The 21471-nt window shown below is 74.2% G+C and carries 17 protein-coding genes; 12 read left to right on the top strand and 5 right to left on the bottom strand.

Annotation, left to right across the window (positions count from 1 at the left end; genetic code table 11):
• Positions 1 to 19: 19 nt before the first annotated feature.
• On the bottom strand, positions 20 to 781 hold the full coding sequence (locus ACGFNI_RS33630; protein ID WP_393689213.1) for a TIGR03089 family protein: 762 nt from the start codon (positions 779 to 781) through the stop codon (positions 20 to 22).
• Between the two features lie 371 nt (positions 782 to 1152).
• Here ACGFNI_RS33630 and ACGFNI_RS33635 point away from each other — a divergent pair, with 371 nt between their 5' ends.
• Together ACGFNI_RS33635 and ACGFNI_RS33640 are read left to right on the top strand one after the other, a co-directional pair.
• Positions 1153 to 2235, top strand: coding sequence for a sugar phosphate nucleotidyltransferase (locus tag ACGFNI_RS33635; RefSeq protein ID WP_393689215.1), 1083 nt, complete (start codon positions 1153 to 1155; stop codon positions 2233 to 2235).
• 87 nt (positions 2236 to 2322) lie between these two features.
• The gene (locus tag ACGFNI_RS33640) at positions 2323 to 3228 is read left to right on the top strand and encodes a DNA-3-methyladenine glycosylase family protein (RefSeq protein ID WP_393689217.1); all 906 of its coding nucleotides are present in this window, start codon (positions 2323 to 2325) and stop codon (positions 3226 to 3228) included.
• 67 nt (positions 3229 to 3295) lie between these two features.
• Here the strand turns inward: ACGFNI_RS33640 and ACGFNI_RS33645 are convergent, their stop codons facing one another.
• The 3 genes from ACGFNI_RS33645 to ACGFNI_RS33655 are packed head-to-tail and all read right to left on the bottom strand — an operon-like array spanning position 3296 to position 6200.
• On the bottom strand, positions 3296 to 4648 hold the full coding sequence (locus ACGFNI_RS33645) for a coenzyme F420-0:L-glutamate ligase (RefSeq protein ID WP_393689218.1): 1353 nt from the start codon (positions 4646 to 4648) through the stop codon (positions 3296 to 3298).
• A complete protein-coding gene (cofD, locus tag ACGFNI_RS33650; RefSeq protein WP_393689220.1) occupies positions 4645 to 5634 on the bottom strand; it encodes a 2-phospho-L-lactate transferase in 990 nt (329 codons plus the stop codon). Before cofD ends, ACGFNI_RS33645 begins: the two co-directional genes overlap by 4 nt.
• Positions 5635 to 5678: 44 nt before the next feature.
• Positions 5679 to 6200 (bottom strand): cysteine dioxygenase, encoded by a 522-nt coding sequence (locus ACGFNI_RS33655; RefSeq protein WP_393689222.1) that lies wholly within the window; start codon positions 6198 to 6200, stop codon positions 5679 to 5681.
• 695 nt (positions 6201 to 6895) lie between these two features.
• Between ACGFNI_RS33655 and ACGFNI_RS33660 the strand changes: the two genes are divergently transcribed.
• The 3 genes from ACGFNI_RS33660 (at position 6896) to ACGFNI_RS33670 (ending at position 12909) form a co-directional block, all read left to right on the top strand.
• A complete protein-coding gene (locus ACGFNI_RS33660; RefSeq protein WP_030266018.1) occupies positions 6896 to 7159 on the top strand; it encodes a WhiB family transcriptional regulator in 264 nt (87 codons plus the stop codon).
• A 315-nt stretch (positions 7160 to 7474) separates the two neighbouring features.
• Positions 7475 to 11329 carry a glycosyltransferase gene (locus ACGFNI_RS33665; RefSeq protein ID WP_393689224.1) on the top strand — a complete coding sequence of 1285 codons (3855 nt, stop codon included), beginning with the start codon at positions 7475 to 7477 and terminating at the stop codon, positions 11327 to 11329.
• The gene (locus ACGFNI_RS33670) at positions 11326 to 12909 is read left to right on the top strand and encodes a DUF5719 family protein (protein ID WP_393689226.1); all 1584 of its coding nucleotides are present in this window, start codon (positions 11326 to 11328) and stop codon (positions 12907 to 12909) included. The genes ACGFNI_RS33665 and ACGFNI_RS33670 overlap by 4 nt, the downstream gene beginning before the upstream one ends.
• 22 nt (positions 12910 to 12931) lie before the next feature.
• Here ACGFNI_RS33670 and ACGFNI_RS33675 read toward each other — a convergent pair whose 3' ends face one another.
• The gene (locus tag ACGFNI_RS33675; RefSeq protein ID WP_393689228.1) at positions 12932 to 13390 is read right to left on the bottom strand and encodes a metallopeptidase family protein; all 459 of its coding nucleotides are present in this window, start codon (positions 13388 to 13390) and stop codon (positions 12932 to 12934) included.
• 318 nt (positions 13391 to 13708) lie between these two features.
• On the opposite strand from ACGFNI_RS33675, the gene ACGFNI_RS33680 reads away from it, so the two are divergent.
• From ACGFNI_RS33680 to ACGFNI_RS33710, 7 genes are all read left to right on the top strand, one after another.
• A complete protein-coding gene (locus ACGFNI_RS33680) occupies positions 13709 to 14140 on the top strand; it encodes a DUF3499 domain-containing protein (RefSeq protein ID WP_393689230.1) in 432 nt (143 codons plus the stop codon).
• Positions 14141 to 14391: 251 nt separating this feature from the next.
• Complete coding sequence (locus ACGFNI_RS33685; protein WP_393689231.1) at positions 14392 to 16008, top strand: L-lactate permease; 1617 nt, start codon at positions 14392 to 14394, stop codon at positions 16006 to 16008.
• 137 nt (positions 16009 to 16145) lie between these two features.
• Complete coding sequence (locus ACGFNI_RS33690; RefSeq protein WP_393689233.1) at positions 16146 to 17504, top strand: phosphomannomutase/phosphoglucomutase; 1359 nt, start codon at positions 16146 to 16148, stop codon at positions 17502 to 17504.
• Positions 17505 to 17625: 121 nt separating this feature from the next.
• On the top strand, positions 17626 to 17808 hold the full coding sequence (locus tag ACGFNI_RS33695; protein WP_227049697.1) for a Trm112 family protein: 183 nt from the start codon (positions 17626 to 17628) through the stop codon (positions 17806 to 17808).
• Positions 17809 to 17885: 77 nt separating this feature from the next.
• Positions 17886 to 19022 carry an SIS domain-containing protein gene (locus ACGFNI_RS33700; protein WP_393689235.1) on the top strand — a complete coding sequence of 379 codons (1137 nt, stop codon included), beginning with the start codon at positions 17886 to 17888 and terminating at the stop codon, positions 19020 to 19022.
• A gap of 101 nt (positions 19023 to 19123) precedes the next feature.
• On the top strand, positions 19124 to 20320 hold the full coding sequence (gene manA, locus ACGFNI_RS33705) for a mannose-6-phosphate isomerase, class I (protein WP_393689237.1): 1197 nt from the start codon (positions 19124 to 19126) through the stop codon (positions 20318 to 20320).
• A 161-nt stretch (positions 20321 to 20481) separates the two neighbouring features.
• Positions 20482 to 21441: a cation diffusion facilitator family transporter gene (locus tag ACGFNI_RS33710; RefSeq protein ID WP_393689239.1), complete on the top strand. Its 960-nt coding sequence runs from the start codon at positions 20482 to 20484 to the stop codon at positions 21439 to 21441.
• Positions 21442 to 21471: the final 30 nt, after the last annotated feature.

Here is a 21471-nt window from a genome sequence, read left to right on the forward strand (position 1 = left end):
GTGCGCGGGAGTCCGGCCCTCAGGAAGCGGCGGGCACGGTGAACGTGACGTTCTCGGTGGCCTTGCGGGCGGCCGTGCCCGCCTGGTCCAGCCGGTCGAGGTGGCGGCAGAGCACCACGGATCCGCCGGTGGCCAGCGGTGCGTACAGGCCGTACGACAGGCCCTGCCAGCTGTCGTAGGCGAGTCCTGACAGCACCCGCGGCGCCTCGGGCAGCCCGGCGGCTGCCGCGTCGGCGAGCGCGCGGGCCGCGATGCCGGACCCGGTCAGTTCCTCGCCGCCGACGGCGAGCGCCGGGTCGGCGGCCCGGACGGGGGCGAACGGCGCGAAGCGGTCGCCCTGGCCCGGTACCTCCACCGCGTAGTCGGCGAAGCCATCGGGCGGCTGCGGGAACCGGCCGCCCAGCGGGCGTAGGGCCAGCGCCACCCGTTCCCCGGAGCAGGCGCGGGCGGCGGCCAGCTCGTCGGGGCCGCTGACCACGAGGTCGGCGGTGGCCGGGTCGCCGCCCACGTCGGCGACCACCCCGACCGACGAGCAGGCCACCAGCCAGACCGCGGTCTGCCAGTGGGCGGGCAGCAGCAGCGCCAGCCGGTCGCCGGGCTCGGCGGCCAGGTCGCCCTGGAGGTAGTTGGCGGTCTTCGCCACCCAGTTGGCGAAGGTCGCGACGGAGAGTTCCACGCGCTCGCCGGTGGCGTCGTCGTAGAAGGTCACGAGCGGGCGGGCCGGGTCCGCGGCGAGCGCGGAACGCAGCAGGTCGGCGGGGGTGCGATCGGTGGCGTTCACCGTCGCAAGATTACGCGGGCGCGGACCGGCCTTCCGGCGGATCCGGACGGGCGTCCGCCCGGTGCGGCCGACGGCCCGTCAAGTCTCGGCGGACGCAGCGGTGTCCGCCCGTGCGGGGCCTGCGGCGCACGGCCCGTCAGCGCGGGCGGCGCACGGATGGGTGCGGTGAAGTGGCGTGCGCAGTGAACCGATGCACCGCCGTCCACGTCCTACCGACCACGGCTGCGGGCGGGCCGCGCCCTCCGCCCGTCGGGCCCCCGGCCAGGCCCGTCCCGCACGCCGTCGTCCGTCCCGCCGACCCCGACCGGAAAACCGTCTGCCTACACTGGTCCGCCGATCGGCCGACCCCAGCAGGAAGCAGAGAAGACAAGGTGACTGAAGCGATCCTCCTGGTCGGCGGCAAGGGCACGAGGCTGCGCCCGCTGACGGTGCACACCCCCAAACCCATGGTCCCGGCGGCCGGTGTGCCGTTCCTGACCCACCAATTGGTGCGCGCCCGCGCGGCGGGTGTCGACCACATCGTCCTCGCCACGTCCTATCTCGCCGAGGTCTTCGAACCGTATTTCGGCGACGGCTCGGATCTGGGGCTGCACCTGGAGTACGTCACCGAGGAGGAGCCGCTGGGCACCGGCGGCGCCCTGCGCAACGTCGCCTCCCGGCTGCACTCGGCGCCCGGCGACCCGGTCCTGATCTTCAACGGCGACATCCTCACCGGTCTTGACATCCCGGCACTCGTCGACACCCACCGCACCAGCGGCGCCGACGTCTCGCTGCACCTGACCCGGGTCGATGACCCGCGGGCCTTCGGTCTGGTGCCCACCGACTCCACCGGCCGGGTCAGCGCCTTCCTGGAGAAGCCGCAGACTCCGGAGGAGATCGTCACCGACCAGGTCAACGCCGGTGCCTACGTCTTCAACCGCTCGGTCATCGACACCATCCCGGCGGGCCGCCCGGTCTCCGTCGAGCGGGAGACCTTCCCCGGGCTGCTCGCCGACGGCGCCCACCTCCAGGGCATGGTCGACTCCACCTACTGGCTGGACCTCGGCACCCCGCAGGCGTTCGTCCGCGGCTCCGCCGACCTCGTCCTGGGCCGGGCCCCGTCGCCCGCCGTGCCGGGGCGCTGCGGGGAGCGGCTGGTTCTGGAGACCGCCCAGGTCGCCCCGGACGCCAAGCTCACCGGCGGCAGCGTCGCCGGGCCCGGCAGCCGGATCGGGGCCGGCGCCCGGATCGACGGCAGCGCGGTGCTGGCGGACGCGGTGATCGAACCGGGTGCCCGGATCCGTGACTCGCTGATCGGCGCGGGGGCCAGGATCGGGGCCCGTACGGTGCTGGACGGCGCGGTGATCGGCGACGGCGCGGTGATCGGCGCGGACAACGAACTGCGCGACGGCATCCGCGTGTGGTGCGACGCCGCCATCCCCGCGGGGTCGATCCGCTTCTCGTCGGACGAGTAGACGGCCAGGCGGACAGGGAACGGGCGGCCACGGGCCCCCGCCCAGGACACCCGTCCCCCCACCCGCCGTATCGCCTACCCTGGCCGGATGCCCGCCCGCACCTGGGTTCCGCCAGGACCGTACGACCTGCACCGCACGCTCGGTGTGCTGGCGCGCGGCCCCGGCGACCCCGCCTTCGCGGTGCGCGGCGACGAGGTCTGGCGGGCCTGCCGCACCCCGCAGGGCCCCGGCACGCTGCGGATCGCGGCCCGCCCGGCGGCCGGCGCCGTGGACGCCGAGGCGTGGGGCCCCGGCGCCGACTGGCTGCTGGAGCGGCTGCCCGAGCTGCTGGGGGAGCGCGACGACCCGGCGGCGCTGACCCCGCGCCACCGCATCGTGCACGAAGCACGCCGCCGCCACCCCGGCGTCCGGCTGGCCAGGACAGGACTGGTCCTGGAGTCGCTGATCCCCTCGATCCTGGAGCAGAAGGTCACCAGCGACGAGGCGTACCGGGCCTGGCGGCTGCTGCTGCAACGCCACGGCGAGCCCGCGCCAGGACCCTGGGACCGGATGCGGGTGATGCCCGATCCGCGCGGGTGGACGCTGATCCCGTCCTGGGAGTGGCACCGCGCGGGGGTCGAGGACAAGCGCGCGGCGACGGTCCTGCGCGCGGTGCGGGCCGCCCGCAGGATGGAGGAGGCGGCGGGCATGGACCTCACGGCCGCCACCCGCCGGCTGACGGCGATCGGCGGCATCGGCCCGTGGACCGCCGCCGAGACCCTGCAACGCACGCTCGGCGCCCCGGACGCGGTCACCGTCGGCGACCTGCACCTGCCGAAGATCGTCGGCTATGCGCTCACCGGCCGCCGCGGCACCACCGACGCGGAAATGCTCGACCTGCTCGCGCCGTACGAGGGGCAGCGGCACCGCGCGACCCGGCTGGTCCTGCTCTCCGGCCGTACCCCGCCGCGCCGCGCCCCGCGCTTCCCCGTGGGCGACATCGCCGCGCTCTGACCCGCGACCTGCGCACACGGTGCCGTGCGGCCACGCCCCATGGCACCGTGCCGGACGCCCCCGGTCCTCAGCGCACCACGACGAAGTCCGCGCCGTCCCTGGCGGGCCGTTCCTTCGGCGCCGCCGCCGGGTGGCCGATGGCCACCGCGCCCATCGGATCCCAGTGCGCGGGAAGCTCCAGCACCTCGCGGACGACGTCCCGGCAGAACATCGTCGACGACACCCACGCCGAGCCGAGCCGCTCACCGGCCAGCGCGACCAGGAAGTTCTGGATCCCGGCGCCGCCCGCGACGACGAACATCTCGCGTTCGGCCGCGTTGCGCCGCGCGTCCGGGTAGGTGTGCGCGCCGTCCGCCACCAGGCACGGCACCGCCAGGTACGGGGCCTGCCGCAGCACATCGCCGCGCCTGACCCGCTTGGCGACGGACTCGTCGGAGAAGCCGTCGCGGCGCAGATCCGCGATCCAGGCGTCCCGCATCGCGTCCAGCAGCCGCAGCCGGCTGTCCTCGGTCTCCAGCAGCACGAACCGCCAGGGCGTGGTGTGGTGCGGGGCGGGCGCGGTCACCGCGGCGTCGACGGCCCGGCGCACCGCGCCGCCGTCCACCGGGGCGTCGGTGAACTCGCGGACCGTCCGCCGCAGCGTCACCGCCTCGCGCACCGCCTCCGACGTGCCCAGCCGGAACATGTCGTCGGCGGCATTGCGCACCAGCGCCCGCGCCCCTGCGCCGTCCCCCGACTCCTCGACGACGTGCGGCAGTCCGCGCACCACGGCGACCGGCAGCCCCTCGGCCTTGCCCTTCACCAGGTCGCCGGCCGCGGCCAGTTCGTCGGCGGTGGCCACCACCGTCGCGCTGAGCGGATTGCCGTACGCGTCCGTGCCGCCGCGCAGGTCGTCGAGTACCCGGACGCCGGCCGCGCCGATGGCGACGTCGGTCAGCCCGTCACGCCAGGGCCGCCCGAAGGTGTCGCTGATGACGATGCCCACGTCGACGCCGAGCACCGTACGCAGCCCGGCCCGCAGGGCACGTGCCGACGCGTCCGGGTCGTCGGGCAGCAACAGCACCGTCCCCGCAGGGGTGTTGGAGGCGTCGACCCCGGCCGCCGCCATCACCAGGCCCTGCCGGTTCTGCACGATCCGCAGCCCGCCGCGGCGGGCGACGACACGTACGGTCTCCTGGTCTATGGCGGCCTCGCGGTCGGCGGCCTCCAGGACCCGGCCCTCCGCCTTGCTGACGATCTTCGAGGTCACCAACAGGACGTCGCCGTCGGCGAGTTGGTGCGCCCCGTCGGCGGTGAGCGCCGCGGCGATCACCTTGACGAGGTCGTCGCCCGGCTGCACCTCGGGAATCCCCGGCAGCGCCCAGACACGGTACCCGGGCGCGTCGGCCGGGCCCGTTCCCCTGCCGTCCACGCGGCTCATGCCCTGACCTCCTCGGCCAGCGCCAGCGCCTCGCGCACCATCGCGGCCGTCGCGGCCACGTCCGTCATCATCAGCGGCACGGCACGGCAGCGGATCCCGGCCGCCTCGACCTCACCGACCGACGCGGCGTCGACGGTGTCCACCAGCCAGCCGTCCAGCAGCCCGGCGCGCTCGGTCTCCGCGACGGAGCGCCCCTTCGCGCCGTAGTGCCGGGCCACCGCCGCGGCGGTGGACTCCACGTCGACCGCGGCCAGCACCTTGTCGGCCATGCCGCGCACCGGCGCGCCACCGACGATCGGCGACAGGCCGACCACCGGCGCACCGGAGGCCGCGACGGCGTCCCGGATGCCGGGCACCGCGAGGATGGTGCCGATGCTCACCACAGGGTTGGACGGCGGGAAGAGGATCAGGTCGGCAGCGTTGACGGCATCCAGCACGCCGGGCGCTGGTGTGGCCTGCTCGGCGCCGACGGGCACCACCGCGTGGGCGTCCACCGAGGCGCGCATCCCCACCCAGTACTCCTGGAAGTGGACCGCCCGCCGCTCCCCGCCCTCCCCGATGGCGACGTGCGTCTCGACACGGTCGTCGGTCATCGGCAGCAGCCGCACACCGGGCTGCCAGCGGGCGCACAGCGCCTCGGTGACGGCGCTGAGCGCGTAGCCGGCGTCCAGCATCTGGGTCCGCACGATATGGGTGGCGAAGTCCCGGTCGCCGAGCCCGAACCACTCGGGCCCGACGCCGTACGCCGCCAACTCCTCCTTCACACGGAACGATTCGTCGCTGCGGCCCCACCCCTGTTCTTCGTTGATGCCGCCGCCGAGCGTGTACATCACGGTGTCGAGGTCGGGACACACCTTGAGCCCGTACAGATGGATGTCGTCACCGGTGTTGCCGATGACGGTGATGTCCGCCTCCGGAGCCGCTGCCTTCAGTCCCCGCAGAAAGCGGGCGCCGCCGATACCGCCGGCCAGAACCACAATGCGCATGGAAGCCAGTGTGTCAGCCACAGGCCGGCGGTGAGGGGCGGTGGTCAGCGGTCGGCGGGGGCGGCGCAGCGGGCGCTGTGCATGGGCATGTCCGTCAGCCCGGGGAAGTAGATGTGCAGGCTCACGGCCGGGGTCAGGGAGTCGTTGACGACTTCGTGGACGTAGCCGGGCGCGAAGACCCGCTGGGCGCCGGCCCGCAGGGTGTGGTGGCCGGCCGTGGTGCGTTCGGTCAACTCGCCTTCCAGCACGGTCAGTACGCCGGACGACCGCCCGTGGTCGTGCCGTCCGCTGCCCTGCCCCGGCACCCAGCTCAGGAGCCAGACCTCGTAGCCGAGTGGGGCCTCCCCTGGTCGAGCGGAGCCGAGAGCTTGGGGAACCACACGCAGCCGGTGGTACCAGCGGGTGGTGGCGTCGTAGCGGACGAGCGGGGCCCATGCGTCGCGGTCGGCCGCGATCGTGTTGGCCAGGCCCACGAAGCCGGCGACGGTGGCCGGATGGGCGGGGACGGGCGGCAGCAGGTGCGGGATGGCGAGCGGGTCGCCGGCGATCTGGACGTCGCTGTTCATGTGCTTCGGGTTCCTCGGCGGACGAGCGGGGATGACGCGAACGGGGTGCGGCACGACGCGGTGGAGTCCCGGTAGGGGTACGGCGCGGTGCTCACGGAGCAGGGGTGCTGCGGGGGTGGTGCGAGCGGAAAAGGCTGGAGCTCGGTGGCTTCAACAGCTGGAACAGCGACAGCGGGCCTGAGCAGCGCAGAGCGACCCGTAGGCACGGGTCAGTCTGGGCGCGAGGGTCGCTGGCATGAGAACAAGCAGACCGGGTCCTTCATGGGATGTCAACCGGATGCCGGGTTTGGAGGAAATGTTTCACCTCATCCGGTTACTCCACGGGACGAAAGGTTTGTGCGGCGAGAGGGTCGGAGAAGTCGCCCTCCAACCGCACCCCTAAACGCCGTTGCCGTCTTGTGATCGCTCTGTGATCTTCTTCGCTTCGGCGCGCGGGGTGCAACGGGAGTGCCGTCGGTCACGTCCCTGTTGGTGAGAGGGGGCGCACTGTTCGAGTGCGCCCTGGGAAGTGTCCTGGTTTTTGGTGATTTGAACACTTTCCGCATACGCTTGGTTCCGCAGAGTGAATAAGAGGCCCAATAGCAGATCTCGGCTTGACTGGCCCGGATCCGCGCACTTGTAATTTCACTCGTGTCGTTCAGCCGTTATCGATCACGGCAACATCACGGGGACGTAAAGACAGACGAGGGGCGCACATGACCGAGCTGTTCGAAGAATTGCTGGTCGAGGAGGCGGACGAGGAGCTCGGCTGGCAGGAGCGCGCACTGTGCGCCCAGACCGACCCGGAGTCCTTCTTCCCGGAAAAAGGCGGCTCCACCCGCGAGGCCAAGAAGGTCTGCCTCGCGTGCGAGGTCCGCTCCGAGTGCCTGGAATACGCCCTCGCCAACGACGAACGCTTCGGTATCTGGGGCGGTCTGTCGGAGCGCGAGCGGCGACGACTGAAGAAGGCCGCCGTCTGAAGGCGGCCCGGCAGTCCGCCAGGCCGACGGCGTGCGGACCCGCAGGCCCCGCCGCCGTGCCACGCCAACTCCCCATATCCCCCTATAACGAACACTCCGCCTCCAGCGCACTGCACGCCGGGGGCGGACTGCTGTGTACGGAGCCGGTCGGTGCCGCCGCGCGAACCATTAGTGTGGGGCCCCGTCCGAGACGTGCCAACGCCCCCGCAGGGCGCGCGCGTCCCTCGTAGTCCGTCGCAGTGTCTTCCGGGGGTGCCGGCCCAGAGCGGCTTCGCCGCGGGCCCGAACTCCCGGGTCCGGAGGGCCCGTACCTCGATGTCCGTGCACAGCCAGTCGGCGGCCCAGGCCGCCGCACCATCCGCCGCCGCACCGGAGTTCCCGCGGCATGTCGTCACCGCCGTGCTCGTCTCCCACGACGGCGCCCGCTGGCTGCCCGACGCGCTCGCCGGGCTGCTCGGCCAGGAGCGTCCGGTGCAGAACGTCATCGGCGCCGACACCGGCAGCGCGGACGACTCCGCCCAGCTGCTCGCCGCCTCCATCGGGGACGAGCGGGTGCTGCACCTCGCCCGCCGCTCCGGATTCGGCACCGCCGTCGACGAAGCGGTCCGCACCGCAAGCGTGCTGACCCCCGATGACCTGCCGTATCTGCAGCGGCCGAGCGGCTGGGATCCGGTCAGCCGCACCTGGCGTGACGACGCGTACGACATGCCGGAACTGCCGCACGGCGAACCCGTCCAGTGGCTCTGGCTGCTGCACGACGACTGCGCGCCCGAGCCGACCGCGCTCGCCGAGCTGCTGCGGGTCGCCGACGCCAGCCCGTCGACCGTCATCGTCGGTCCCAAGCTGCGGAGCTGGTACGACCGCAGGCAGCTGCTCGAAGCCGGTGTCAGCATCGCGCGCAGCGGCCGGCGCTGGACCGGACTCGACCGGCGGGAGCAGGACCAGGGCCAGCACGACCAGGTCCGCCCGGTCCTCTCGGTCTCCACCGCGGGCATGCTCATCCGGCGCGACGTCTACGAGGAGTTGGGCGGCTTCGACCGCCGGCTGCCGCTGATGCGCGACGACGTCGACCTGTGCTGGCGCGCCCAGGCCGCCGGGCACCAGGTCCTGGTCGCCCCGGACGCGGTACTGCGGCACGCCGAGGCCGCGGCCCGCGAACGCCGCACCGTCGACTGCGTCGGCCGCCACGTGGCGAGCCCGCACCGCGTCGACAAGGCCGGCGCCGTCTACACCCTCCTCGCCAACACCCGCGGCGCGCTGCTCCCTTACGTCCTGCTGCGGCTGCTGATCGGCACCGTGCTGCGGGTGCTCGCCTACCTCGTCGGCAAGGTGCCGGGGCAGGCGCTCGACGAACTCGCCGGGCTCTTCGGGACGTTGCTGCGGCCGGGGAAGATCCTCGCGGCGCGCAAACGGAGAGGCAGGCCCGCCGTCGAGGCGAGCGAGCTGCGGCCACTGTTCCCGCCGCCCGGCGCGACCGTACGCGCCACCGTCGAACAGGTCGTGGGCAACATCGGCGGCCGGGCCGCCCCGGACGTCGCGTCGGCCGGCCGGCACGGCGCGGTGGAGTCGGGCCCCGGCGGCGACGACGCCGACTTCCTGGAGATCGAGCAGTTCGCCCGGCTCAAGCGGATCGCCCGCGCACCGGCGCCGGTGCTCTTCGCGGTGCTGCTGCTGGTCTCGCTGGTCGCCTGCCGCGGGCTGCTCGGCGGGGGTTCGCTGACCGGCGGCGCGCTGCTGCCCGCGCCCGCGCACCTCTCCGAGCTGTGGGCCTCGTACCTCGACAGCTGGCATCAGGTCGGCGTCGGCTCCACCGCGTCAGCGCCGCCGTACCTGGCCGTGCTCGCGCTGCTCAGCACGCTCTTCTTCGGCAGCACCGGCTTCACCCTCACGCTGCTGCTGGTCGCCTCCGTACCGCTGGCGGGCCTGACCGCCTACTTCGCCTCCCGCCCGCTGGTCGCCTCCCGGCTGCTGCGGGCCTGGGGTTCCGTCGCCTACGCGTTCCTGCCCGCGGCCACCGGAGCGCTGGCCGGCGGCCGGCTCGGCACCGCGGTGCTCGCCGTCCTGCTGCCGCTGATGGCCCGCGCGGCCGTCGCGGCGAGCGGGCTGCGGCTCGCGCCGGGCGCACGCCCCGGCTGGCGGGCCGTCTGGGCGCTGGCGCTGCTGGTCACCTTCACCACGGCCTTCACGCCGGTCGTCTGGCCGCTCGCGGTGCTGCTGAACCTCGCGCTGCTGGTGCTGCGGGCCCTGGACGGCAGCCGGAGCCTGCTCCCCGGCTATCTGCTGCGTTTCCTGGCCGTCGCGGTGGCCCCGCTGCTGGTGCTCGCTCCGTGGTCGCTGTCGCTGCTCGCGCACCCCGCGCGCTTCTTCCAGGAGGCGGGCCTGGAGTTCGGCACGGGTTCCGCGTCCACGCTCGACCTGGTCGGCATCAGCCCCGGCGGCCCGAAGGCGGCGGGCGGCCTGCTGCTGATCGGCGTGGTGCTGGCGGCGCTCGCCGCGACGCTGCGCGACGAGCGGCAGAAGGCGATCCGTACCGCCTGGGCCGTCGCGCTCGCCGGGCTGCTGTGCGCCGCGCTGGGCAACGGATCCGGCTGGACCGGGCCCGCGATGCTGGTCTACGGCCTCGCGCTGCTGTGCGCGGCGGCGGTCGGCGCTGAGGGCATCCGCACCCGGATGGCCACGCTCGGCTTCGGCTGGAAGCAGCCGGTCGCCGTGCTCATCGCGCTGGCGTCCGTCGTGGCCCCGCTCTACGCGGCGGTCAGCTGGATGATCACCGGTGCCGCGGGGCCGCTGGAGCGGCGCGACGCGGTCCAGGTCCCGGCGTTCGTCGCCGAGGAGTCGGGCACCGCCGACCGGGCCCGCACGCTGGTGCTCGGCGGCAGCGCGGGCCACGTCGACTACTCCCTCGTCCGCGGCTCGGGCGCCCGGCTCGGCGACGCCGACCTGGCCGTCGAGGCGGGCGGTGACAGCAGGCTCGGCGGCATCGTCGCCAACCTCGTGGCCGGCTCGGGCGCCGACCAGACCAACCAGCTGGGCGGCTACGCGGTCCGCTACGTCCTGGTCCGCGACGGCGCCCCGCACGAGATGAGCCGGGTCCTGGACGCGACCCCGGGGCTGACCCGGCTCAGCCAGGACGACGGCAGCGCACTGTGGCGCGTCGACCGCCGGGTCTCCCGGGTGTCGATCGTGGCGGGCGAGGCCAAGGACGGCACGCAGGCCGGTGAGGCGGCGGCGCCGATCCCGGTGCCGGCCGGGCCCGTCGATGCGCACACCCAGGTGCCCGGCGGTGCCGAAGGCCGGGTCCTGCGGATCGCGGACGCCGCGGACGAGGGCTGGCAGGCCACGCTGAACGGCACCCCACTCAAGCCCGTCACGCTCGACGGCTGGGCCCAGGGCTTCGCGCTCCCGGCAGGCGGCGGGCGGCTCGACCTCACCCACGAGAACCCGCTCGGCCACAACCTCTGGCTGGGCGCCCAGGCGCTGCTCGCCGTCGTCCTGGTGGTCCTGGCGCTGCCGGGCCGTCGCCGGGAGATCGACGACGACCTGCCGGACGAGGCCGCCGCGGCTGCCGCGGCGCAGGCGGCGGCTGCCACCGGCGACGGCCGGCGGGCCCGCAGGCTCCGGGCGCAGGCGGAGGCCGCCGGCACCGTTCAGGAGACCCCGGAGGCCGACATTCCGGCGGCGCGTGACGGTGCGGCGGACCCGGTGGCCCCGGCCGCCCCCGCCCAGGAGGTGCCCACGCACGACCCGTACGCGGCGGTGCCACCGCAGGCGCCGTACGACGCGTGGCAGGGTGCCCAGCCCCCCGGCGACCAGCAGCCCTACGCGCCGGCCGACCCCTACCAGGCGGGACAGCAGCCGTACGGACAGCCGTACGCGGCCGACCCGTACCAGCAGCCCGCCCCGTATCCGGCCGATCCCTACCAGGCGGGCGGCTACGACCCGTACGGCTACGGGCAGCAGCCCTACCCCGGTGCCGGGCAGCAGCCCTACGACGGCAGCGGTCAGCAGTACGCCGAAGGCCAGCCGTACGCCGAAGGCCAGCAGTACGCCGAAGGCCGGCCGTACGCCGGCGGCCCGCCGCAGGACCAGGCCCAGCAGCCCTACGACGACGGCACGACGTTCCACGGCTCCTACCCCGAGCCGCGCCGTGACGGGAGCGACCAGCAGTGAAGCGCACCATGATGTCCCTCATCGGCGCGGGTGTCGCGCTCGCCGCCGTCACCGGTGTCGCGGCCGTCGCGGCGCCGGGCGGCACGGAGGGAGGAGCCCCGCAGGGCGCCTCCCGGATGCCCGTCCAGCGCTCCGCGCTGCTGTGCCCGGCCCCGACCTCGTCGGAGGTCGGCGAGACCACGTACACCGCGTTCGCGCCCAAGGGCGCCGCGGGCGATGACGCCGCCAAGGGCACGGCCGAGCTGCTGCCCGCCGGGACCGTCAAGGACAGCGGCGGCACGGGCAAGGGCGGGAAGGACGACAAGGGCGGGAAGGACGGCAAGGGCGGCACGGTCGAGGGGCCGCAGACGGTGGCGCCGCACGACCACAAGCCCGTCGTGCCGCTGAAGGCCGCCGGCACCCCGGTCACCGCGACCACATCGAGCTCCGACGCCCCCGCGCTGGTGGGCACCGCCGACGGCGCTTCGGCGCCCGGCTGGAGCGTCCAGCAGACGACGTCGGTGGCGGCGGGCGCGGGCCGCGGGCTGTTCGGGCTCAGCTGCGTCGCGCCCGACACCACCTTCTGGTTCCCCGGCGTGAACACCGGCAAGGACCGCCAGGACTACGTGCACCTGACCAACCCCGACTCCACCCAGGCCGTCGTCGACCTCGAACTGCGCGGCAAGGACGGCAGGCTGGCCGCGGGCTCGGGCGAGGACATCGCGGTGCCGCCGCACACCACGGTCCCGGTGCTGCTCTCCACCCTGGTGTCGTCACCGGGTTCCGCGGACACCGACGCGGCGCTGCACGTCACCGCCCGTGAGGGCAGGATCGGCGCGTCCGTCCAGGCCACCGACGCGGAGACCGGCGGCGACTGGCTGCCGGCCGCGGCCGACCCGGCGCCCGGCGCGGTGCTGCCCGGCATCCCCGCCGACGCCACCTCCGTCCGGCTGACCGCCGTGGCCCCGGGCGACGACGCCGACCTGAAGGTGCAACTGGCCACCCCGACCGGCCTGATCACCCCGTCCGGACTCCAGACGCTGCACGTCAAGGGCGGCATGACGACGACCGTCGACCTCAAGGACATCACCCAGGGCGAGGCGGGCTCGCTGGTCCTGACACCGGCCGACGGCGGCTCGAAGGCGCCCGTCGCCGCGGCCCTGCGGGTGATCCGCGGCAAGGGCGGCCACCAGGAGATGGCGTTCATCCCCTCGACCCGGCCGGTCGAGGAGCGCGCCACGGCCGCCGACAACCGCGCCAAGGGCAGCACCCTGTCGCTGGTCGCGCCCGAGAAGGGCAAGGACGCGAAGGTCACGGTCACCGCGTCGGCGGGCAGCGGCGGCGGCAGCGCGGCGAGCAAGACGTACACGGTCAAGGGCGGCACCACCCTGGCCGTCGAACCGCCGCGCCCGCAGGGCCTGAAGGGCTCGTACGCGCTGACCGTGGAGCCGGCGGACGGCAGCGGTCCGGTCTATGCGGCGCGGACGCTGGCGCAGCCGCAGGGCGGCATCCCGGCGTTCACCGTGCAGACGCTGCCGGACGACCGCGGCTCGGTCGTCGTGCCGACCGCGGGCCAGGACCTGTCCCTGCTGACCGACTGACGGCGCACGGACCCGCGCGGCGTCAGTCCTGGCCGTAGCGCGGGTCCACCGACTCCGGTGCCAGGCCGAGGAGTTCGGCGACCTGCTCGACGACGACTTCGTGGACGAGCAGGGCGCGCTCGTCGCGGGACTTGGTGCGGATCTCCACCGGGCGCCGGTAGACCACGATCCGGTCGCGGTGCGGTCCTTGGGCCGGCAGCACCCGGCCCAGCGGGACCGTCCCGTCGTCCGCGTCGTCCCCCGCGCCGGCGTCCGGGCCGAAGCCCGGCACCTCCACGATGAGGAAGTCGACGTCGGAGAGCTGCGGCCAGCGCCTCTCCAGGCGGTCGCGCGAGTCGTACACGAGGTCCACGAACGCGTCGGCGCGGCTGACGGACAGCGGCACCTGCGGCGGGGCGATCGGGCCGCGTATGCCACGGCCGTGGCGGTCACGGCGGCGCGGGCGCGGCTCCGTCGGGCGGGGCGGTACGGACATGTCCATCAGCATCGAGCCTAGAGGAGTGCGCCCGAAGTCGTGCCGGTCTCGCGGCGACCGGCGCAGCCGCACGCGGCGGCTCCCGCCGCGGCCTGCGGAGTGTCCGTCGCTGTCGAGAGATGACCGGTCCGATAACGATTGTGTTCGTTCGGTGGCGCATCCCGGATCGTGGACAACCGGCGGAATGAGGTGAATTGTGCCCTCCGGTGCCGGGATCCACGGGCCCGCAGGGCCTGTTCCGGGCCGCTCGGTGCAGGCCGTCCCTAGCGGGTGCAGGTCAGACGCATCGGACGAAGCGGGACGACACGGTCGGGTGAGCCGGAGGTGAGTCGTCGCGGCCCGGTCAAGAGTGCGGTACCGTCCAACGTCGTGAGCCCTGTACGTCGCTGTTCGCGCACTGCGTGCGGTCGCCCCGCCGTCGCAACGCTGACGTACGTCTATGCGGATTCGACCGCCGTGCTCGGACCGCTCGCCACCTACGCCGAACCGCACTGCTACGACCTGTGCGCCGAGCACTCCGAGCGACTGACCGCCCCCCGGGGCTGGGAAGTCGTCCGGCTAGCCATCGACCCCGGACCCGCCCGCCCCAGCGGCGACGACCTCGAAGCGCTCGCCAACGCGGTGCGCGAGGCCGCCCGTCCGCAGGAGCGGCCCTCCGGCGGACCCGGCGGCGAGCGGCCGGCGGGGCGCGAGCCACGGCCGACGGAGGTCGCCCGCCGCGGCCACCTCCGCGTGCTGCGCTCGCCCGACTCCTGACCGCGGGTTCCGTCGGCCGCGGGCCCGGCCCGCCGCCCCCGCCCGAGCCGCCGATCCGCTCAGCGACCCATCGGTGACAGAGGGTTGACGCCGCCCGGCGTGGACACGAGCATGCCTCCACTCCCGAAAGATCTGCTTCCGCATCGCGGAACCGGCTGGATGGGTAAGTCCGAAGTCGTGTCGTCCGCCCGCCAGGCAGGCACGACTTCGGACTTACCCATCCAGGGGAGCCGCCCACGCCTGGAGGCCCCGTGTTCATCCAGCAACTGGAGCCGGTGGCGGACTCGCTCGCGCTGTCCGCGCTCGTCGCCGCACTGCCCCTGGTCACCGTCCTCGTCCTGCTCGGCGCCGTCAGGACCCGCGCCCACATCGCCGGGCTGACCGGCCTGGCCGTCGCCCTGGCCGTCGCCACGCTCGCCTACGGCATGCCGGCCTGGCAGGCCCTCTCCGGCGCCGCGCAAGGCGCCCTCTTCGGCCTTTTCCCCATCCTGTGGATCGTCGTCAACGCCCTGTGGGTCTACCGGATGACGGTCCGCACCCGGCACTTCGACGTGCTGCGCCGCTCCTTCTCCCGGCTCTCCGCCGACCCCCGCATCCAGGCGCTGGTCATCGCCTTCTGCTTCGGCGCGCTGCTCGAAGCGCTGGCCGGGTTCGGCGCGCCCGTCGCCATCAGCGCGGTGATGCTGGTCGCCCTCGGCTTCGCCCCGGTCAAGGCCGCCGTCGTCGCGCTGGTCGCCAACACCGCGCCCGTCGCGTTCGGCGCCATGGGCACCCCCGTCGTCACCCTCGCCCAGGTCACCGGCGTCCCGCTGGACGACGTGGCGTCCGTCGTCGGCCGCCAGACACCGCTGCTCGCGCTCGTCGTCCCGCTGCTGCTGGTCTTCCTCGTCGACGGGAAGCGCGGGCTGCGCGAGACCTGGCTGCCCGCGCTCGCCTGCGGATCCGCCTTCGCCGCCGTCCAGTTCGCGGCGTCCAACTACGTCTCCGCGCAACTCGCCGACATCGGCGCCGCGCTGCTCGGCGCCGCGGCGCTGGTCGCGGTGCCCGCAGCGCGCCGCCCGGCCACCGCAGCGGTACGCGCCGCGGTCCTCACCGGCGCCCGCAGCCAGGACCTGGACACCCGCGACACCCGCCGCGAGACGGCCCGCGCCTACGCCCCCTACGCGCTGATCGTGGCGACCTTCTCGCTCGCCCAGATCCCGCCCGTCAAGGGCCTGTTGGACGCGGCGACCCGGACCTTCGACTGGCCCTTCCTCGACGTCGCCGACCCCTCGGGCGAGCCCGTCGGCGGCAACCTCTTCGCGCTGCCGCTGCTCGCCACCGGAGGCAGCCTGGTCCTGCTCGCCGGCATCCTGACCGCGGCCGTGCTCGGCGTACGGGCCGGCGCCGCCGCCAGGGAATGGGCCGCGACCGTATACGAGTTGCGCCGCGCGCTGCTCACCGTCACCTCGGTCCTGGCGCTCGCCTACGTCATGAACCTCTCCGGACAGGCCGCCACCATCGGCCACTTCGTCGCCGCAGCCGGAGCCGGGCTCGCCTTCCTCTCGCCCGTGCTCGGCTGGTTCGGCGTCGCCGTCTCCGGCTCCGACACCTCGGCCAACGCCCTGTTCGGAGCCCTCCAGGTCAGCGCGGCCCGGCAGTCGGGCCTGCCGCCCGTACTCCTCGCCGCCGCCAACAGCTCCGGCGGCGTGCTCGGCAAGATGATCTCGCCGCAGAACCTGACCATCGCCTGCGCCGCCGTCGGCCTCGCCGGACGGGAAGGGGACCTGCTGCGCAAGGTACTGCCGTGGAGCCTGGGACTGCTGCTGGTGATGTGCCTGATCGTCACCGGCCAGAGCACCGCGGCCCTCGGCTGGATGCTGCCCTGACCACTGCCGGGACGGCGGCCGGAGGCGCGCACACCGGGGGCGTCCCGGCCGTCCGGCCCGTACCCGACGTCCGCGCGGCCCCGCCCCGCACGGCCGGGTAGGTTGGGAGATCCGTAGAGACTCCAGGAGGGCTGGCTGTGGCTGATCTGTCGCAGATCGTGAAGGCGTACGACGTGCGCGGTGTGGTCCCCGACCAGTGGGACGAGACCCTCGCCGAGCTGTTCGGCGCGGCCTTCGTCGAGGTCACGGGGGCGGACGCGATCGTGACGGGGCACGACATGCGGCCCTCGTCGCCCGGCCTCGCCGGTGCCTTCGCGCGCGGGGCTGCGGCCCGCGGCGCGGACGTCACCGAGATCGGCCTCGCCTCGACCGACGAGCTGTACTTCGCCAGCGGAGCCCTCGGACTGCCGGGTGCGATGTTCACCGCCTCGCACAACCCGGCCCAGTACAACGGCATCAAGATGTGCCGGGCCGGCGCCGCCCCGGTCGGCCAGGACACCGGCCTCGCGGACATCCGCGCCCTGGTCGAAGGCTGGTCGGAGCAGGGCGCCCCGCCGCCCGCCGACCGCACCGGCACGATCGTGCAGCGCGACGTGCTCGGCGACTACGCGGACCACCTGCGCACGCTCGTCGACCTCTCGGGCATCCGCCCGCTGAAGGTGGTGGTGGACGCGGGCAACGGCATGGGCGGCCACACCGTGCCGACCGTCTTCGGCGGCCTGCCGCTCGAACTCGACCCCCTGTACTTCGAGTTGGACGGCTCCTTCCCCCACCACGAGGCCAACCCGCTCGACCCGAAGAACATCGTGGACCTCCAGGCCCGGGTGCGGGAGACCGGCGCCGACCTCGGCCTGGCCTTCGACGGTGACGCGGACCGCTGCTTCGTCGTCGACCAGAACGGCGACCCGGTGGCGCCGTCCGCGATCACCGCCCTGGTCGCCGCCCGCGAGCTGGCCAAGCACCCCGGCGGCACGGTCATCCACAACCTCATCACCTCGTGGTCCGTCCCCGAGGTCGTCAAGGAGAACGGCGGCCGGGCGATCCGCACCCGGGTCGGCCACTCCTTCATCAAGGAGGAGATGGCGAAGACCGGCGCCATCTTCGGCGGCGAGCACTCCGCGCACTACTACTTCCGCGACTTCTGGAACGCCGACACCGGCATGCTCGCCGCGATGCACGTGCTGGCGGCGCTCGGCGGGCAGCAGGGGACGCTCTCGGAGCTGGTCGCGCAGTACAACAGGTACGCGGCGTCCGGCGAGATCAACAGCACCGTCGACGACCAGGCCGGCCGCCTCGCCGCGATCCGCGCCGCGTACGCGGGCCGCGAGGGCGTCACCCTCGACACCCTCGACGGGCTGACGGTCACCGCCGCCGACTGGTGGTTCAACCTGCGCGCCTCCAACACCGAACCGCTGCTGCGCCTGAACGTCGAGGCCCGTGACGCCGCCACCGCCGAGCGGGTACGCGACGAAGCACTGGCGATCGTCCGGGGCTGAGCCCCCGAAGGGCGGGGCAGGCCACGGCCGCCCCGCCCCGGCAACCCCCGCCGGACAGGCCCCGCCCCCCGGTACGGCGGTAGGCTGGCGGGGCCGCAACCACCCCGAAGGAGCAGACCCCATGCCGGTCGAAGCCAGCCTGATCGAGATCCTCGCCTGCCCGGCGTGCCACGCCCCGCTGGCGGACAGGTCGGCGGCCGACCCCGCCGAGCTCGTCTGCACCTCCGGAGACTGCGGCCTCGCCTACCCCGTACGGGACGGCATCCCCGTCCTCCTCGTCGACGAGGCCCGCCGCCCCGCCTGACCGGGCGCCCGCCGGGGCCCGCCCCGGCACCGCCCGGCGTCCCCGCCCGTACCGGCGATTCGGAGGCCGCGCCCACCATGCTCGACGAGTCACTCCTCGACACTCCTGAGGCGCTGGCCGGCGCCGACCGCTACGGTCTGCTGCGCGGCGTCGCCGAATCCGGCGCCCGGGTCCGCACCGCGGCCCGCAGCGCCACCGAGGCCGGCATCCCCGACCTGGTACCCGACGGCAGGCCGCGCGCCGTCCTCATCGCGGGACCAGGACCGGTCGCCCCCTGCGTCGCCGACCTCTTCGGCGCGCTCGGCCGCGGCAACTGCCCGGTCACCCGCATCCCGTCCACCGGCGTCGCTCCGCTGCCCGGCGCCCTGCGCTGGACGCTGCCCGGCTGGTGCGGGCCGCTCGACCTCGTCCTGATCACCGGACCCGACGGCTCCGACAGCGGCCTCGCCGAACTGGTCGAACAGGCATACCGCCGCGGCTGCTCCGTCGTCGCCGTCACCCCCGCGGGATCCCCGCTGGCCGACGCCGTCGTCCAGGCCCGCGGCCTCGCCGTCCCGCTGGCGACCACCGCGTACGACGACCAGTTCGACGTCGAGGGCGCACCGCCCGCCGCCCCCGGCACCCTCTGGTCGCTGCTCGTCCCGATCCTCGCGCTCGCCGACCGGATCGGGCTGCTCAGCGCCCCGCCGGAGTCCCTGGCCCACCTCGCGGACCGCCTCGACGAACTGGCCGAACGCTGCGGCCCCGCCGTCGCCACGTACGAGAACCCGGCCAAGACACTGGCCGCCGAGGTGGCCGACGCGCTGCCGCTGATCTGGACCGAAGGCGTCGTCGCCGGCGCCGTCGGCCGGCACTTCGCCGCCGAGCTGGCGAGCCTGGCAGGCCGCCCCGCGCTCGCCGCCGAACTGCCCGAGGCGCTGACCGCGCACCGCACCCTGCTCTCCGGCCCGCTGGCCTCCGACGCCGACCCCGACGACTTCTTCCGCGACCGCGTCGAACAGCCCGCGGCCCTGCACGCCCGGATCGTCCTGCTCCGCGAAGGGCCGCCGGGGCCGCTGTCCGCCACCGGCGCCGCGCACACCCTCGCCGACGAGCGCGACACCGCCGTCAGCGCACTCGAACCGCCGGGCGGCACCGACCTGGAGATCGCCGCCGAACTCCTCGCCATCGCGGATTTCGCCGCCGTTTACCTCGCGCTCGCCGACACCGAGTGATCATGTACGGCCGGGGCACGGGCCGGAAAGGACCGCACCCGGCACCGGTCCCCGACCGGTGACCCCGCCCGCCCGTACGACGTCAGGAAAGCAGCAGCCGCATGGACCGCCTCGCCAACACCGTGCGCCCCTACGCCTGGGGCTCCACCACCGCCATTCCTGAGCTGCTCGGCACCGAGCCCACCGGAGAGCCCCAGGCCGAGATGTGGATGGGCGCCCACCCCGGAGCGCCCTCCCGCATCGACCGCGGCGCCGGGCTCGTCCCGCTGTCCGACGTGATCGCGGCCGACCCCGAGGCCGAACTGGGCGCCGCGTCCGTAGCGGCCTTCGGCCCCCGGCTGCCGTTCCTGCTCAAGCTCCTCGCGGCGGGATCCCCGCTCTCCCTCCAGGTCCACCCCGATCTCGACCGGGCGGCGGAAGGCTTCGCCGACGAGGAACGCCGCGGCGTCCCGCTCGACGCCGGGCACCGCAACTACAAGGACCCCCAGCACAAGCCCGAGCTGATCTGCGCACTCACCCCGTTCGAAGGGCTCTGCGGCTTCCGCCATCCCGCGCAGGCCGCCGACATCCTGGAGGGCCTGGACGTCGACGACCTCAAGCCGTACGTCGACATCCTGCGCGCCGGGCCCGAGGCCGACGCCCTGCGCGAGGTGCTGACCGCCGTCCTGAGCGCCGAGCCCACCGCGATGGCCGAGACCGTCGAGCGGGCCGCCGTGGCCGCGGGCAAGCAGGCCGCGGACGACGGCCCGCACGCCGCCGCGTACGCCGCGTACGCCTCCCTCGCCCACCACTACCCCGGCGACCCCGGCGTCCTCGCCGCCATGCTGCTCCACCACGTCCAACTCCAGCCGGGCGAAGCCCTGTTCCTCGGCGCCGGCATCCCGCACGCCTACCTCGAAGGACTCGGCGTCGAGCTGATGGCCAACTCCGACAACGTGCTGCGCTGCGGTCTGACCCCCAAGCACGTCGACGTCCCCGAACTGCTGCGCATCGTCCGCTTCGATGCGGGCGACCCCGGCGTGCTGCGCCCGGAAGAGGTGGACGGCGAGGAGATCTACGAAACCCCCGTCGACGAGTTCCGCCTCTCCCGCTTCGTCCTGGCACCCGGCGCCGCCCCCCGCCCGCTGGAATCCGGTGCGCCGCAGGTACTGCTGTGCACGGCGGGCACGGTCGTGGCGGGCACCGCGGACGGCGGGACGCTGACCCTCGCACCGGGGGAGTCCGCGTTCGTCCCGGCAGATGAGCGGACCACCGTGTCCGGCGACGGCACCCTCTTCCGTGCGAAGGTCATGGCGTAGCAAGGCCGGTGGCGTAGCGGGGCCGTGGCGTAGCAGGGTGGCCCGGCGCAGGCCCCGTGGCGGCCTCGTGCCACCGTTCACGGGCGGGACTGCGACAATGACCGCCGCACAGGATTAAAGGGCCGGTAAAGCCCGGCCGACGGAAGGGACATGCGGCACCCATGAGTGCATCAGGCGGAACCAAGGCGATCGTCGCGGCGCTGGGCGCCAACCTGGCCATCGCCGTAGCGAAGTTCGTGGCATTCGCCTTCAGCGGCTCGTCGTCGATGCTCGCCGAGGGCGTGCACTCGATCGCCGACTCCGGCAACCAGGGCCTGCTCCTGCTCGGCGGCAAGAAGGCCAAGCGCGCGGCCACCGCGGAGCACCCCTTCGGCTACGGCCGCGAGCGGTACATCTACGGATTCCTCGTCTCCATCGTGCTGTTCACCATCGGCGGCGTCTTCGCGCTCTACGAGGGCTACGAGAAGATCCAGCACCCGCACGAGCTGGAGAACTGGTACTGGCCGGTCGGCGTCCTCGTCTTCGCCATCATCGCCGAGGGCTTCTCCTTCCGTACGGCCATCAAGGAGTCCAACGAACTGCGCGGGCAGCAGACCTGGGCCCAGTTCATCCGCCGGGCCAAGGCGCCCGAGCTGCCCGTCGTCCTCCTGGAGGACTTCGGCGCGCTGATCGGCCTGGTCCTCGCCCTGTGCGGTGTCGGGCTCACCCTCGCCACCGGCGACGGCCTGTGGGACGGCATCGGCACGATGTGCATCGGCGCGCTCCTCGTGCTGATCGCCCTGGTCCTCGCGGCCGAGACGAAGTCGCTGCTGCTGGGCGAGGCCGCGGGCCCCGAGCAGGTCGCCAAGATCCGCGCCGCGGTCGTCGACGGCGATGTCGTCACCCGCGTCATCCACATGCGCACCCTGCACCTCGGCCCCGAGGAACTGCTGGTCGCCGCCAAGATCGCGGTCCGGCACGACGGCACCGCCACGCAGATCGCGGACGCCATCAACGCCGCCGAGGCCCGCATCCGCGAGGCCGTACCGATCGCCCGGGTCATCTACCTGGAGCCCGACATCTACAACGAGAACGCCGCAGCCGCCGACGCCGACCCGGCGAAGGCCCCGGGCGGCAATTGACCGACACCTCGCCCACCGGCCAACGGAGGC

It is taken from the genome of Streptomyces sp. NPDC048644 (genome assembly GCF_043199105.1).
Lineage (GTDB): Bacteria > Actinomycetota > Actinomycetes > Streptomycetales > Streptomycetaceae > Streptomyces.